A 16,659-nucleotide genomic window follows, 5' to 3' on the forward strand; every position below is an offset into this window, starting at 1 on the left:
GCTATCCAATACTACCTTCGTAGGGAGCTTCCACATGCGGACCGTATGGCCCTTATTTCTGATAAATGTGTACATTTAGTCGGGTTATCGGACCCCATTGCACTTATTCCCTAAAAACAAGCCCATTTTCAGGTGATTTAGGTCGAATAACGGCGCTGGTGTCCGTTTGATTCGAAAAAAACAGGTTTTTAGAGCATATAAGGTCATCTGTGTCCGTTACACCAACACTTCCCTCCGTTTTCACAAGTTGAATAGTGCTCCATGCCCTATCTTTAGCAGAAAATGAAAATAAGGCGTTAGGATATCCTTCACCTCAAAATGTTTTAAATTCTATAAGGTAAACAAAAACAGCGCACACTGATCGAATCGGTGCGCGCTGTTTTAGGTTTTTTCATCGATCTACTTGACAGGGATACGAACAGATTATCGCGGTGGCAAAGCACCTACAACTGGATGCGGAACATAGAGCTCTTCTAAAGCTTGCATTTCCTCAGGCGTTAATGTTACTGAGAGCGCATCGACGGCATCATCAAGATGGTCGATCTTCGTGACCCCGATAATCGGCGCTGTTACAGGCTCCTTCTGCAGCATCCACGCCAAGGCAACTTGAGCGCGTGGAAGTCCACGCTCCTCTGCGATTTGCATAAGTCTCTCCGCGACCAATTGGTCTTGCTGGGCCGTCGGACCATATTTGCTTTTCTGGGCTTGGTCTGTCTCCGAACGGTAGGTTGTCTCGGACCAAGCGCGCGCTAATTTTCCTGAAGCAAGCGGGCTATAGGGAATCACTCCGATTTTCTCCTCTTTACAGAGCGGCAGCATCTCGCGCTCATCCTCGCGATAGATGAGATTATAATGATTCTGCATAGCGGCGAATCGCGTCCAGCCATGCTGCTCAGCAACATGCAATGCCTTCTGGAATTGCCATGCGTACATGGCGGAGGCCCCAATATGTCTCGCCTTCCCCGCCTTCACTACATCATGCAGCGCCTCCATCGTTTCCTCGATTGGCGTATCGTAATCCCACCGATGAATCTGATATAGATCTACATAATCCGTACCGAGTCTTTTCAAGCTCTGATCAATCTCATTCATGATGGCTTTTCTAGACAATCCCGCACCGTTTGGCCCCTCCTTCATACGGAAGAATACCTTTGTTGCAAGAACGATTTCATCACGATTGGCATAATCCTTAAGGGCTCTGCCCATAATTTCTTCACTCGCACCTGTCGAATAAATATTTGCCGTATCAAAAAAATTGATGCCGAGCTCCAGCGCTCTTTTTATAATCGGCCGACTCTGCTCTTCGTTTAGTAACCACGGATGGTTCCACCGCTCAACATCACCAAAGCTCATACAACCTAGACAAATGCGCGATACATCCATGCCTGTATTTCCTAGCTTCACATATTGCATATCCATGAATCCTCACTTTCGACAGTTATTATTTATGTGTCTATTGTACGCTCTAGAGCTAACTCTAAGTCAAGCTTTCATGAACAACCCATCGACTCAAATGCTCCTCGTTTTTCTTCATTCTTTCATGATACGTTGGATCACAAAATCAGTTACTCACATGGATGTTCCGAATTTGGTGGAGTGATATTCTCCCGACATTCGATAGTCTTTGTGCCATTTCATAGGTCGAATCTCTTAATCCATTGTCCAATAAAGCCAATCTTGCCATAGGCGAGAAAGCTTGCGTACGTCGTATCTTCAATTACATTTTCCAACAAGGAATATAGCAGTTCAGATAAACACATGACAAAATTAGGATCTCGATAGCGGTCACGATAAAAATGTTGATACCGTTTTATATGCTCCAGTATAGATATCATAGTAGGTAAGTACTGTAAATAAAAAAACCTCCCCACCTTCGTAATGGTTACGAAGATAAAGAAGGCTATACAGAAGCTGATATACATAAGAAGTTAAGTTTTATCCAGCATTTTCTGGTGTAATTTACTCCACGTACTATTAAAATATGTGTCTTAGTTCACAATCACTCAATATCCTGACCTTTCACAGCTAACGCTATCAACAATCCTTGTAATTCGTAGTTCGTTTATTTTTTGATTATGACAACTGAAATATCATCTTTCGAGCCCGCTTCAATGGCAGCTTGTACAATACTTTGGCAAATCTCTTTTTCAGATATTCCGGCCATCATTAAACTTTCCAACTCATCTATTCCGATAAAATCATGAACTCCATCCGATGTCAGCAGTAATGTATTAAATTTTTGTAACTCTGCAATGCTAATACTGTCGAATAAGATTGCCTTTCCGCCCCCAAAGCAGTTTGTTATTTCATTTTTCCTGCATTGAGAAGCGTCATCAATTCTCCCCATTTTCAACAGGCGGTTATATACCGTATGGTCTGTTGTTAACTGCTTAAGATAGCCCCCCTGCAGAACGTATGATCTAGTATTACCAATATGAACAAGAAGTATTTTGTCTCCTGAACACACGATCCCTGTTAGAGTAGTTGCTGCTGTTGAAAGCCCCTTCTTAATTCCCTCAGTAATCAAAGCAATATTAATGTTTTCTAATTTTTGCTGAAGTTCCGTTTCATTGACTATTTGCTCTAAGTTTATGTTTTTTACTCCCTCAGCAACAAAGGTTGCGGCAAAATTCCCACCAGCGTTCCCGCCTACTCCATCGGCTATACAAACAGAACCTTTTAATTGTAGTGCATATTCTGCATTGCCTCCACAAACAAGCATATCTCCTATAAGAACAATGTCCTCACACTGTTTTTTTCCAGCCCCGCACTGCACTGAAACATAAACTTTCATATGCCACCTCTTGTGCAGTCGATCGAATATGGCATATTTGTTGCGTCAATAGAATTGATAGTGATACTCTCATCACCTTTTATTGCATTATCAAAGAGATATCGTGACAGCGGGTTAATAAGCAAACTCTCAACAATGTTTCCAATTCCTCGCGCTCCATTGGAGAGATTGCCAAGAGACTTTTCAAGAAGTGTAGCACGAGCCTCTTCCCTCAGACTCAACTCAATTCGTTTTTCACTTGACAGGTTAGTGACAATCTTCCTTAATTGTGCATCGAGGATAGTTTCTGCTACCTCTGGCCGAATAAAATCAAACACCACAACGTTTTCGCCTATTCTATTCAGAATTTCCGGACGACCAAGTTCTAGCATAAAGTAGTTTCCAATGGCTTGACGTACTTTCGCCTGAACCTCATTGTACTCCATCTTTTCAGTGACATTTGCCTCTCGGACACCCAGTTCGTTGCGCGTGAAAATTCCGAGATTACTCGTAAAAATGATAATACATTCGGAGAAATACACCGTATTTCCCTGCCCATCGGTCATACGGCCATCCTCAAGGATCTGAAGAAATTTGTCAAATATCGACGGATGTGCTTTTTCAATTTCGTCAAACAAAAGGATTGAGAAGGGATTCTCCTTTACGGCATTGGTTAATTGCCCACCTGCTTCATATCCAACATAGCCTGGAGGAGCTCCAAGGAGTTTTTGGTCACTATGACTTTGACCGTACTCGCTCATATCGAAACGAATGCAACAATTTTCATCGCCAAATAGTTTTTCAGCAAGGGTTTTAGCAGTTTCTGTCTTGCCGGTTCCTGTGGGTCCAGCAAAGAACAAGATGCCCTTTGGCTTGGTGTGAGAGGAGTGCTGAAGCCCCGACATACCAGTAACTGCTCGCTTGACCACGTCAAGAGTTTTTATTATCGCATATTCCTGTCCTTTAATTCTTTTTCTGAAATCATCATGTGCCGTGGAGAATGCATTCACATCGAGATTGTCCCATGGATTTTCTTTTATCCCATATTTATAAAGATCAATGACCGATGGCATCTGACTTATGCCGATACGTTCATTTTTACAAAGTCGACGTAACCCATTTATTTCCGTAAAACAAAACCCTTCAGTTAACCCGATAAATTTGTCCTGTACTTTGTTAAGTTCATTCGGATGCTCTTTGTAATAAGTAATATCTGCTTCATAAACATCCGAAGCGAAGAAACTTGAAAAATTTTCTCCTTTTACAAGGAGTTCTCGTTCTTCACGCGATGGAACCCCTAGCATAATGGTTTTAACATTGGGATTGTCATGATAAAACCATGCGGGAATATCGTTGAGTTTGTTTACTATCATTACAACAATATTTTTTAGAACACCACTTTCTGTTCGGACATCCTTTCCCTCAAGAGAGGAGAGAAGCAAATTTACGAAGCTGTCCACTTCAGCCTGAGTCAAACTATCTGGCGATGTTATATAGCGTGATGCAAGTGTCATGATAATCGCCGTGGCACTGATACTTTGCCCAACAGCTTTTCGAACAATCGAAGCGGCAGAGTTGCTTTTACCGCCAAACTCCGCACGTATATAATTTCCGTCGAGCTTAGAATCCGTGAGATTAGCAAATGCTTCAATGTTGCCATCTTCACTAGAATTATAAAACCCCTGTATACTATCAAAAAAGGTGACTGTCTGATACCCCATATCTTTGAAATAGTAATGCAGATATTCGGGCAGACGGAGGATACTTCCTTTAGAAATACCTCCTTCAACCGGATACTGGTAAACATCAAGAACATTTCCTTCGACGATAATCAGCGGCTTGATTTTACTGAATATACCTAGTTCACGATGCCATTTGGGAATGTAGTTCTTCATGGCGAGCCCCTCTCAATAATTATCTTCACCGGTCATACCTCCCGATGAAATATTTTATTAGAAATATTCTTTTTAAATTCTCGCCTGTGTATGCCCACAGATACAATGCCATCGGTGGTAGTGAAATTCTGAATCTTATTGTCAGCTGTCTTCATATAATTTTCATAAAAAGCTTTGTATTCATTGTTCAAGACAATAACATTTTGATTTTCAGAACCTCTGAGAGCAACATTTGTATTCAACTCCTCAATATATACTCCGTCTACTAACACCGCAGCTGTACCGAGGATCTCATCAATAAAACAAGAATTTTGTAAGCGAAGTTCATCATATTTATATCCCGAATAGATAATTATGTCTCTACTTATCGTTTTCAGATAAGTAATGAGTTCAGCAAGTTCCTGTGGTTGCGACATTGGTTCACCACCAGTTATGGTGAACCCGTCTACATTATGGGTATCAACTACATTACCTATCAGTTCTTTTAAATTAGAGAGAGTAATCTCATATTCTGAACGTTGTTCCCATAGTTCTGGATTGATGCAACCCAAGCACCTCCTTGGGCATCCACTAACCCAAATACCGATTCGATTCCCCGGCCCTAAAGCCTTCACTGGATAAAGGATTCTAGCTATGTTCATACCGATACCTCTGCTATGAAATATGCTGCTTGGTTTTGCCGCTCACCATTTATCATTTTCCCACCTATCCCTATCTCATCTCCATTTTTAAGCAAATACGGTATATTGGCTGGGATTAGTGTGTTGTTTACGAACGTATAGTTTGTACTGCTCATGTTTTCAACATAGACTTCTCCGTTCACAATAGTGAACTTTGCATGTTTACGGCTAACATAAGTTTTGACCTCGAGATATTGCCGCATTTCTGCTTCGCGCCCAATGATTGTGACAGGCGTCTCAAGAGGAAAAATAAATTCATCGTTAATAGAACGAAGCACAGCCTTATTGGACGCTTTTAATGAAGACTGTACTTCCATTGCGCGAATATCAGATATATCCTCGCCACATGAAGAACACTTCCGAGCTTGAGGGGAATTAACTGTGCCACAATCACATGTCTTTACAAGACTGTAGTTACTACTTAAGACAGTTACACTTTTAACAGATTCATTAACAAATGATAGTCCCGCTTCATCAACAATCTTAATTCCAGTAAGATCTGTTTCACACTTTTTGCATTCCAATAATGCAGGAGGATTATGCTCATTGCAGGCAGGACACACCTTAAATTTGGTTAATATCATCAATTATTCTCCTTCCGCAGCATCTGTTTTGCTGAATTTTTTGACCTTTTTTCCTTAACTGCTATGTCCCTTGCAGGTTTCGTTGTAGTAATATTATAATCAGCAACATTAATAATTGTAGCGTATTCAGTGCTAGGCGGAGCCATAGATACTCTCGATTTTATCATTACGCCCTTGGTTTCGAGCCTCTCTTCAAAATCCTTAAAATTCAAACAAAAGGATTCCATGTCTTCGTACAAGGCATCAGCCTCATATGAAGTAGGGATTCGGTCTATTCTATCAATCCCCCCAAGTTCCATAGCGATTTGTCCATCAGTATCATAAGTCACATTGATTGCTGTACCATCTCCGTACGAGAAAAGCTCATTTCGGAATTGCTTCCCGCTGCGTTTTGTCACAGACCGGTTACCGATTATGTCATATCCCATTTCAGATATAACCTCATTAACACAATCACTGATATACTCTTGTTCAGCTTGCATAACAACCTGCTTTTCAAGAGCGGCAACATCCTTCTTAATTGCTTCAAGCCCATTACATTCTAATGTGAATGTTTCCGGCTGAATCCCAGAGATTGAACATAGTGTAGCATAGCGTACTTGAAGATCCCTGAACCCTTCCTTCCGCTCTTGAACTTGTATACGAGCGCCCTCAAATTCCCGTTGCAAAGGCTGTATTGAAACGGCGTAGAATGTATCGAGCTGTTCTTGCTTTGTAATTTTAGAAAGTAATGCTACTGTACTGATAGCTTTATCCTTAAGGTCAGCAGAGCAATCACTACACAACATTAACGCTCGAATATGTTCTTCGAGTTTTTTCTTTTCAGCCTCAAGTTTCACATCAGCATCTTCAACAGGTGCGACGAAAAATGAATGTATACTGGCTATATCTTCAACTATTTCACACTCCATAGCTTTTTTACACTGCGTTGCTCTTGCTTCCAAACCCTGCAATGAATCCTCAATATCCTTCTGCTGAGAGAGTACTTTTCTACGTAAAGTTCGCAGTTTAGTAAGTAGTTCTTTCTTAATATCTAATTCAACGTCAGACATTGTAATGTTACCCACCTGAACAATGGGTTTGTTCTGCGATAGATCATCCAGGTATGCCGAACAATCTTGTTCAAGTGTAGCTTGAAAATCAGTTAAGGTATGAATTTCTTTAGAGCAATCCTCAGTTCGTTGATTCACTAGATTAAAGGTAGAAATTAGTGAATGTATCTGACCTCCTAATCCCATTAGATAACTTACAGATTTCTTTATTTCCTCATAGCAAACGGAGCTCAGTTGGATACAGTTCAGCTGCGCTCGAAGATTCTGTTTCTGCTGCGCTGAAATTTCATACACTGATATTTTAGGCCCGCTCATATTCCCACCTCATTCATTCTCTATTCACTCATAAGAGCTCTCCAATTATCTAACTCTCTCTTTTTGCCAATGGTAGTGAGCCACATTTCAAGCTGATTATCGAGGTTACCATCATAGTCAACCAATTTGTGACAAAGCTGTTCGAATAATTCAAAAGAATCTTCAAGTCGCTCACGCATATATTCAGACAATTCCTCGACCGTTCGGAACCGATGACCCTCAATGTTGAGAAGTTTCTGACCTGAAAGTGTGTATGCCATTAAGTAGAATGTCTTTGTCAAATTAGAGTGTTCATTCTTCTCCAGTTGATAGAATTCTTCTATTGACGCCGCTGCCCTTTTTAGAGAATCGTTTTTAGGTGCCGCAGATATAACGTATTCCGTCAATAGTTTTTCGGACAGGACACTCTCGTAATATTTATCTTGAGTTTTGTCTTTCTTCCATAGATTGTCAAGCATATTACGACCAAGAGCAGGAAGACTTTCAAAAGTTCTACCTCTCCAATAAAACCCTTTTAAATTCGGATTCAGTTTATATAAAAGTTTCCAAAAGATAATATCGTCTTTTCCATTCATTTTGCTTGCTTCTTCTTCTGCAGCCAAGCAATGTTTTGAGATTTCCTGGTTGAAGATACGAAAATGTGCCGAAACAAGTCCACGAAAAAGATCTTTTTTGCCCATTTCCCAGTTTTTAGAAAATTCTTCAACTAAAATTATTGGATCAGTTATGGACTGATTCATAAAGTGATATGGCGGCATTGCACCTTTTCCTACATTGCCAACACCTTCACCGGGAATGATGAGGCTTTCGCCATCAAGCCACTTTTTCACTTCGGAGTATGTCCATCGGCGATTTGGATTGTTCTTATTGTTGCGAGAAGTAATGTCATAATATGTTAATGCTGAAATAAAATCGCTTAGCACTGCCGGCATATTTTCAGGGAAAGGAACTCGCTGAACTGACACATATTGCCCAATTTCTTCCGCACTCATATTGGCATAAGGCACATAACCAGTGAACAACTCGAAAAGCGTTATCCCAAAAGAATAATAATCAGATTCTTCAAGGAATAAATTCTTGAAGGTTTCCGGAGCAGAATATTCTGGTGTCATGCCTGTCTTAGTCACAACCACAGATCCACTATCGTTCATCACGGAGCTGATGCCAAAGTCAATTATAGCGACACTTTTTCCGTCATCAGCCATCATTATATTGGATGGTTTCAAATCCTTATGGATAATTCCTACTTGATGAAGCACTTGTAAACCTTCGTTAATGTTAGGAATAATCATCCTCATCAATTCTTCCAAAGAACAATTTTTCCCTTGAAGACTTCCGTTTTTAAAATAATGAAGAATTTCGACTGGAAACCCAATGTATGTGAATGATTCATAGAGTTTCGCGACATAAGGAGAATTGATCTGCAACAACCGCTTTACAACATCCTCCTTAATCGCTGCCTGACGCTTATAAAGTTTGGCAACATATTTTTCGTTCTTGCAGGAGCAGAGATATAGGTCAGCTTCCCCAGAGGTGACTTCTAAGCGCTTCTCGATGATATATTTATCATGGAGAACAGTACCCGCAGCCAAAAGGTCATTGGTTAAGGATACACTTTCAGTTCGCTGCTGATATTGTGCACCAATATCATTATTGATTGCTGTTCTTGGAGTTTCTTGAAGCTCCGAGTTAATTATGGTTCTCTTATTCACAGCGTCCACCTCCGATTACACGCACCTTCTCGTCAACCAACTTGATACGACCAACTTTAATCAGTCGGTCGAGTGCATTATTCATGCAAGTCAACATCCGAACGCCTCTCCTTGCATATCCTAACGCTCTTATTGTGGCGTCAATTAAACTATCCGAGGTAAGCCCGATAGCATGTTCGGCGATAGTCAGCATCGCAAGCCCAATTTCGTCAGGAGAGATAAAATCAATTTTTCTGGGCGAATTTCCATCGGATGCAATCCTAACTTTTAAGTCATGGAAACCCGCAAAGGTAACAAATCCTTCTTTATCTATAACAATCAGACTTTTTAATTGATTACCTCTTATTACCCTGTCGACCATATTCCTTACAGGTGACGTCGCTTTTTGATTACCAAAAGCACCAGCCATGCGTTGATAGAGCAAGTCAATATATATCGGTTGTTCAATCCCAACAATATACTTGATTTCTTCAGCCACTCTATCGTCACCGAAGAACTCCATTATCTCAGGTGTTTCGTGCCATACAGCCTCCGTGTATTCAGTAAAGTCGTATGGATTACTCAAGTCGGCTTTCAGCGATGGTACGCTTGCCTGAACTTGCAATTCGTTTTCAGCTTCCATTTCTTCAGTGAACGACTCAACTAGTACATTTTTGCCTGACGGGTCTGATACTTCCGAGCTTATTTCTTCTTTAAATTCCATTATTGCAGTATCGATGAAATTCAAAAGCTTTTCACCTTCAATATCCTGCCGGACCATCCACTCTGGTGACCAAGCACGGTAGATGCGCCAACCCATAGCTTCCAAAACAGACTTGCGTAAATGGTCACGGTCTCGCGCGCTTTTGGCAGCGGCATAGGAGAAGCCATCACACTCAATTCCTGCAACAAAGCAATCATCATTGTGAGGGTGGATAACTGCCAAATCAATTCTGTAGCCCGAACAACCAACATACTTCTTGATTTTATAACCATGATTCACGAGGTACTCCGCCACTACATCCAAAAACACATCTTTTCTGCCCTCGATGTGATCGATCCCCAAAGCAACAGCACCATTCATCGCAAAATCAATGTACTGCCGCAGCATTTTTACTCCCTCAGACTCTGCATGACTCAAATCGTAAGGCAATATGGAACTAACTAGCTTAATATTGCTCTTTGCTCTAGTTATGGCTACGTTCAGGCGACGTTCCCCACCTTTTTGACCAAGAGGTCCAAAACGTAATGCCATAGAACGATTATTGTCAATTTGTTCTCTTGTTTTGGCATAGCTTACGCTGAATATAATAGTATCTCGCTCGTCGCCTTGAACATTTTCAAGGTTCTTTATGAAAAACTCACCTTCTTTATTCTCGACAAAAAAGCCTTCATATTCTGGATGTTGTTCTCTGAACTTTTGTATCTCCAATGCAATTGTTTTTTGCTGGCTTTCGCTAAATGCTATTATACCAAGCGAGCGATTTGGGGTCCTTTCTATGTGTCGCTTAACAAGCTCCACACAACGGCGGGCTTCGGATGTGTTTCTCCCTTTGCCTTCATAAACACCATTCTTTACATAGACAAATTCTACACCTGTGTCAATACCATGACTTACATTACTAGGGAATGTGACTAGTTCGTTCTGATAGATTTCCTGATTCGAAAATGCAATCAGGTTTTCATGTTTACTGCGATAATGCCATAATAAAGTGCGATTCGGCAGGACATCTGTTGTTTCTTCCAATATGGAATCGTATATCTCCGTACCGACTATTTCATCATCCTCCTCGTCATATTCTTTGTCGTTACTGGTACTTGTAGCAAAAAAGTTTGATGGCGGTAGTTGCTTGCTATCGCCTGCAATAATTACTTGCTTGCCTCTAAAAATTGATCCAATGGCATCTTGTGGGAAAATTTGAGATGCCTCATCAAAAATCACCATGTCGAATTCATATGACTCTGCCTCTAAAAAATAAGCTACAGATAGGGGAGACATCATCATACATGGCTTCAGTTTTAACAATAGATTTGGTATGGATTTGAATAAATTACGCAAAGACATAATACGACGTTTTTTGCCTATTTCCCTTAGAAGAATACTTAGTTCATCGTTAGCAGCCAAAACCCTGTTTGCGTCAGGGATACCACTAATAACACTTTGCTTAATGCGCTCTTGTGCGATTAACAGCTGCCTCTCATCTAGAGAAACGAAACGATTAATTTTCTCATCGTGATTTTGGCGTCTAAAGTATTCAACAGTCTTTTTACTACCGAATACAGACTGTGTCCAAAGGGTAAAGAAGCCTCTCTTAAAGATACTTGGAATATCCTCAAGAGTATTATCATGCTGTTCAATTCTCTCTGTAAAATCCGAAAGCCCAAGCTCATCACAAGCGGCTTTTGTCTCGACACATGAGATCCAATTATCAAGCAATTTTATGTTATTTAGGCAGGACGAAACTTTGTCAACAACTTCAGAAATTTTGACGTTATCAAGATCAACTTTTGTTGCAAACAGCTTTTTAAATTCAGTGAACCTGGTTTTATTTTCCTCAATACAGGAGTGCAATTTGTTTTTTGTAGTAATAATTCTATTTCTATAATCCGCATCATTACAGAATAACGACACAAAATTTTCCACCATCAGACTTGATTCGCTGCTTTCAAACAGTGCTGAGACAGATTCTAGATCAGAAATAATGGCATCCCAATTTGTCTTAAGACCCGCAATCCGATTATCAAATTTCTCTTCATAATGTCGACAAGAAATATCCAAAATATTGCGTTTTTCAGTTACCTTACAGGCAGCTATAACCTTTTCAATTAACTCATGATTAGGAACTTGGCTTATTACGTGAACATTCATCTTATGAATCAAATCAATTAATGAATTGTTTAGCTCATTGAGACGATTAAGAAAGGGAATCAAAAATTCTTGAATTCCATAATCGGAATAATCTGATAACACTTTTCCAATATTTTCATTGATGCTCATAAGTTCATCTGTATTTATAGCAGGTAACACTTTCGTCAATTCTGCATACTCCGAAGCATGGGCTGATTTATCGCATAACAGATCTACAACCCTTTGAGGCACAGTGGACTTGTAGAAAAGAACGAATAGCGAACGAATTCGTTCAGTAAATGAGATTCCAGTCTCAATGGCAGTCCAATCAGATAACTCGCCAACATTAAATTGACCAAAATTTTCATCAAGAGTATTTTGATTTATAATAAACCAGCGTTTTTCATCGGAAAGCATTATGAGGTTATTAAGTAGAGTTCGAATATCTACATTCTCAAAAGCAATCCCTAATTGGGCTGCCTCATCAATATATTTGATGAGAGCATCAAGCGTGTTTAACTCAAGCAATGATAACTCATCGCGTTGTACCAATGGTATTAACATCCCGCATACTTCAAATATCCTTTCAAATCTTGGCAGCATAAAATCAATTATGTTGCAATTGGTGCAATCAGGAATTATTTCGCCTATAAGCCCCTCTACAATTTTAAGGTTACCATCGCTCAGCAAAGGCAATGTTTTTGCAAGTTCAGCATAGCTATTGGTGTGTGATGATTTCTCGCATATGATATCAATTACTTTCTTAGGAACAGTGGCATGCGGGAATAGCGCAAAAATGCTCTCAATGTAAGATAATCCAGCCTCAATCGCTGCCCAATCAGACTTTTCAACCAAGTAAAAATCACCAAAACAATCAAAAAGAACCTGCTGGTTCTCAACAAACCATCTCTTTTCTTCGTTAATATCTATAATATTTTGTAACAGATCAACAATGTCGTTAACGGTGAATTTCACACCTACTTTTTTTGACACGCTGCGTATTTTTTTTATATCAGAATGATACGAAGTCTTAAATATTTTTAAGATCGATGTGTATTCAGTCTTAAACCTAAGCAACATATCATCGGCATCTATACTTAATGCTTTAATATCCCAGGCCTGTAATAGGTGATTTTCTTTATCTATTAACAAGGATGCGTGAATTGAAGCTTCTTTCAACATTTGCTTTGCATTTGCGAAAATCTTGTCATCAAACCAGTTATGTTTAACACCGGGAGCATTAAAAAGATCTGAAATGTGATGAAACAATATGCTTGCATCATTAATGGTACTGTTACTTAGAATTGGGAAAATTGTAATGCTCCGCTCTAAGGCGTCCGCAATTGGCCTTAATTGTGTAATAATGTCGCTTGCCGATTTCTGGTATTCACATACTGAATGCGAAATAGTTTTGCAATCCCACTGAATTCTAAACGTATCTCTTAATATGCCTATGGTGTCAGCATGCCCTCTCGCAGCCAACAACATTTTCCGAGCGCTATGTAATGTGGACTCATCGAACCACTCACGTATAATAATTGGAGATTCTAAAACATCAGAAATAACAGTGGAATATAATTTTAAATCTTCTAGTGTTTTAACATTCAAAGGCAGCAGCTTATACCCCAGTTCATATGCAGTAATAACGGATTCCAACTGCTTAAGCACATCATTAGTTAATTCTTGAGATTCATCTATCTTCTCTAATATCGAATTATTATTAAGTGACAATCGACCGTTGATATTAAAAATATCGCTGATTGTTTTTTGTACAGCATCTAACCAAGTTGGCAAGTCTTCATTAAAAATACTCTCATTAAAATGTTTGAGAACATCGCTTAATGCAGTAAGGTATTCTTCTTTTTCAATTTTAGCCTTCTTAGCCTCATCAAGAAGACTTTTTCGGCTTTCCATCTTTGCCCATTCCGGAGGAAACAAAGGAGTACTCTCTATTGAGTAAAATAAAGCAGTAATGCGTAACGCACCATACCAAGTGCAAGCCTCTTCTAACTCAAAAGTAGATAATGTATTCGATAACTCTTTATCTAGCATATTTAAAGAATCGGATAAACCCGAAATGTTCCGGAGTAAATCATCTCTGAAATTCTGAGTTACCATTTTCACAACAGTCTCTCTCCACGGATTGTCAGAGAGCTTCTGCCCGAAGTTTTTCATTGCTTTCGCATAATTATTAACACAATAAAGCATCGTGTTATAAGAAGCTGAAGATATCTCAGCAGGGCTTGCTACGTTAAATTGAATGTAAGGAACATTCTGTAGCGAAATGAGTTCACCGAATATCTCATATAAGCTCTTCTCTAACGGAAGAACTTCTTCGTGTAATTCTCGCACATATTGATTCAAATTCTGTTTGTTCTGAAATAACTCTGTTAGTTCGAACAAAGCACTATCCTTAATCCTTTTCCGAGGCAGCTTAAGGTTAGCTGCTATACTATCAAGAATATCCTTTTTATTTGCTTTATGGCTATGCAACGCAAGACAGAAGTCATCCAACCCTACCTCAGAAAGTCTTTTATAGACGACCTGAAGAGCAGCAGCTTTTTCAGATACAAAGAGAATGGTTTTGCCATCCGCCAATGCTTCCGCAATGATATTTGTTATAGTCTGGCTTTTTCCAGTACCTGGAGGTCCCTGCATAACAAAACTGACCCCTGCTTTTGAAAGCAGAATCGCTTCCTGTTGACTCGAGTCCGAATTCACAACCTGATAGTAGTCATTTGGTGAGACACGGTCAATATCAAAGTGAGTCAGTTCACTCGGTACATTGTTTGCGGCATTTATGTCTCCCGTTATCGCGCGAATTACAGGATTTTCAAGCATACGCTCATAGTTATTGTTTAGATCGTGATACATACTAATTTTGAGGAACGATAGCAATCCAAGACTTACTTCCCGAATCACTTTCCAACCGTGTTGGTCAGCAATTCCCTCAATAGTTTGCATATATTGGACAATACTGTCTTCGCCGTTAAGCTCAAAAGTAGGTAAATCTATACCGTAACGCTCGTTAAAAAGATAATCGAGTGTCGGATTCACTTCAATGTCATCATCATAGCGTAAGAGGGTATACGGTGCTTGAATCGACTCAAGTTTCAACGAGACAGGCATCATTAATACCGGCGACTTCATCCACTGAGCTTTTGTTGAATTACTCTCTTTCCATTCAATAAAACCAAATGATAAATATAGAATATTTGTCCCTTGCTCATCTCTTGCAAGTTTTGACTTCGAACGAAGGTTATTAAGTGCATTCCTCCTCTCAAGTAGTGAACCGTCGGTCTTAATGTCCCCAACATGAACAGGGATAGGGTATGATAATGTTTCTAAAAGAGATAGCATTGAAAAGGTTCGAAGGTCAGAATCTTTATCAATAGGACGTTGAAAGGTCAATTGTTCCTCAGTAACAGCAAGACGGTTAAACAACTCTGTAAATTCTGGATCCAGTATTTTCAGTGTCGCTCGTTTTGTTTCACGGTAATTAATCATTTTATTTCGCTTTGAAAGATCTAATAGTTGCTTTTTCCAATGCTCTACCTTTCGCTTCAATACCTTTTCGTTTGAGTGGTTCCTATCACCTATAGGTGCCACTTTTGGAATCTTAAGAGCTTCGTACATCGGGCTTGGTCCAGAAGGTTTATTCTGTTGGGGTTCGATATTTTCTACTTCCAGGCCTTTCGTTGACTCTCCAACGGTAATGATGGCAACTGTTGTAGATGCAACTTCTAGATCGGATGGTCGCATGTCCGTAAGCGATACTCTTTCATTAACCACATTTGAATTCTCAATAGAATTTGGATATTGATTGTAGGTGGCAAATTTATCAGCTTTATGACCCTCTGGTAAAGATGATGTAGCTTCAATTGCAGATACTTCTGCTTCTCTATTTCTATTAGATGCCATTTGGCGGAGGATTGAACTGAGTGCAAATATAGCGTCATTACCAGATGCACCTGATGTCTTGTTAAAGTTCTGCAAATTACGATTCTGTGTTGATATGTAGGCAGTATTAACATCAGAGTTATATAATTGTTCGCCTTGAGATAAATATCGATCATATGAGTTAGAATATTTGCCACTCTCAGCACAAGATGTTGAACTATACTTAGTATTACAAACTGGGCAAATGTGTGAACTATTAAAGTTAGCAATGATTGAATTTCTATACTCATCCTTTAGTATTTGACGGCTTATCCTACCACATTTTGGGCAAGCCACAGTTGCCACTTTAGAGGCATTTTTGCTTGCTAGAAGCACCATATCAGACATCACAGTAAACCTCCATTCTCTCGAATTAAGTCATATAATTTTAATTATCACTTTCTTCTATTGCATTAACTGTATTGGGTTTGTCTGCTGCACCACCACTTCTGATCCACTCATCTATCTCGGATATCTTAAACTTCCATTGCCGCCCGACTTTGTGTGCGGGCATCCCCTTCTTATCAATCCATTGCAGAACAGTCTCACGGCTTACACTGAGATATTCCACAACCGTAGACATGGGTCTCCATTTTTCTAAATTTTCAATACTATCTTTTTTCATGACGGTCCTCCTTTCTTAGTTTCCATGCCGTGAACTATCTTCTGTGATGATAGTCCGCTCCTTAGCCTAGTTATCAAGCAATTATTAATACTTCAAATGTTAAACGTCTTGTCAGCCCACTTTCACAGGCCGACTCAACTCCATCACTAGAAAAATAAAGGGTTTTTGGAGTTAATAGTTTGGTTATGCTTTGGAAAGCTATCACATTGATATAAATATATATAGTAAATTATAAAACTAAAACGACAAAAATCATT

The 16,659-nt window shown here is 39.5% G+C and carries 9 protein-coding genes; all 9 read right to left on the reverse strand.

Annotation, left to right across the window (positions count from 1 at the left end; all coding sequences use genetic code 11):
* Positions 1-423: 423 nt before the first annotated feature.
* The 9 genes from NSS67_RS25060 to NSS67_RS25100 all read right to left on the reverse strand — a co-directional run bounded on the left by NSS67_RS25060 (position 424) and on the right by NSS67_RS25100 (position 16,402).
* Positions 424-1,413 (reverse strand): aldo/keto reductase, encoded by a 990-nt coding sequence (locus NSS67_RS25060; protein WP_339320701.1) that lies wholly within the window; start codon positions 1,411-1,413, stop codon positions 424-426.
* 649 nt (positions 1,414-2,062) lie between these two features.
* Positions 2,063-2,794: a PP2C family serine/threonine-protein phosphatase gene (locus NSS67_RS25065; protein ID WP_339316395.1), complete on the reverse strand. Its 732-nt coding sequence runs from the start codon at positions 2,792-2,794 to the stop codon at positions 2,063-2,065.
* Positions 2,791-4,668: an AAA family ATPase gene (locus NSS67_RS25070; protein ID WP_339316396.1), complete on the reverse strand. Its 1,878-nt coding sequence runs from the start codon at positions 4,666-4,668 to the stop codon at positions 2,791-2,793. The genes NSS67_RS25065 and NSS67_RS25070 overlap by 4 nt, the downstream gene beginning before the upstream one ends.
* 32 nt (positions 4,669-4,700) lie before the next feature.
* Positions 4,701-5,309 carry a 4Fe-4S single cluster domain-containing protein gene (locus tag NSS67_RS25075; RefSeq protein WP_339316397.1) on the reverse strand — a complete coding sequence of 203 codons (609 nt, stop codon included), beginning with the start codon at positions 5,307-5,309 and terminating at the stop codon, positions 4,701-4,703.
* A complete protein-coding gene (locus NSS67_RS25080; RefSeq protein ID WP_339316398.1) occupies positions 5,306-5,932 on the reverse strand; it encodes an FHA domain-containing protein in 627 nt (208 codons plus the stop codon). Before NSS67_RS25080 ends, NSS67_RS25075 begins: the two co-directional genes overlap by 4 nt.
* A complete protein-coding gene (locus NSS67_RS25085) occupies positions 5,932-7,122 on the reverse strand; it encodes a hypothetical protein (protein ID WP_339316400.1) in 1,191 nt (396 codons plus the stop codon). Before NSS67_RS25085 ends, NSS67_RS25080 begins: the two co-directional genes overlap by 1 nt.
* A gap of 197 nt (positions 7,123-7,319) precedes the next feature.
* Entirely contained in the window at positions 7,320-9,011 is a 1,692-nt protein-coding gene (locus NSS67_RS25090; RefSeq protein WP_339316402.1) for a protein kinase, read from the reverse strand.
* Positions 9,004-16,125, reverse strand: a complete 7,122-nt coding sequence (locus NSS67_RS25095; protein WP_339316403.1) for a DUF4011 domain-containing protein — start codon at positions 16,123-16,125, stop codon at positions 9,004-9,006. The genes NSS67_RS25090 and NSS67_RS25095 overlap by 8 nt, the downstream gene beginning before the upstream one ends.
* Before the next feature lie 40 nt (positions 16,126-16,165).
* Positions 16,166-16,402, reverse strand: a complete 237-nt coding sequence (locus tag NSS67_RS25100) for a helix-turn-helix domain-containing protein (RefSeq protein WP_339316404.1) — start codon at positions 16,400-16,402, stop codon at positions 16,166-16,168.
* Between the last annotated feature and the right edge of the window lie 257 nt (positions 16,403-16,659).

The sequence above is a fragment of the Paenibacillus sp. FSL R10-2734 genome (genome assembly GCF_037963865.1).
In the GTDB taxonomy this organism is placed as follows: domain Bacteria; phylum Bacillota; class Bacilli; order Paenibacillales; family Paenibacillaceae; genus Paenibacillus_AQ.

Coding starts and splice junctions, on each gene's coding strand:
- NSS67_RS25060 (WP_339320701.1), bottom strand. CDS start 1,413: ATGCAATATGTGAAGCTAGGAAATACAGGCATGGATGTATCGCGCATT.
- NSS67_RS25065 (WP_339316395.1), bottom strand. CDS start 2,794: ATGAAAGTTTATGTTTCAGTGCAGTGCGGGGCTGGAAAAAAACAGTGT.
- NSS67_RS25070 (WP_339316396.1), bottom strand. CDS start 4,668: ATGAAGAACTACATTCCCAAATGGCATCGTGAACTAGGTATATTCAGT.
- NSS67_RS25075 (WP_339316397.1), bottom strand. CDS start 5,309: ATGAACATAGCTAGAATCCTTTATCCAGTGAAGGCTTTAGGGCCGGGG.
- NSS67_RS25080 (WP_339316398.1), bottom strand. CDS start 5,932: ATGATATTAACCAAATTTAAGGTGTGTCCTGCCTGCAATGAGCATAAT.
- NSS67_RS25095 (WP_339316403.1), bottom strand. CDS start 16,125: ATGTCTGATATGGTGCTTCTAGCAAGCAAAAATGCCTCTAAAGTGGCA.
- NSS67_RS25100 (WP_339316404.1), bottom strand. CDS start 16,402: ATGAAAAAAGATAGTATTGAAAATTTAGAAAAATGGAGACCCATGTCT.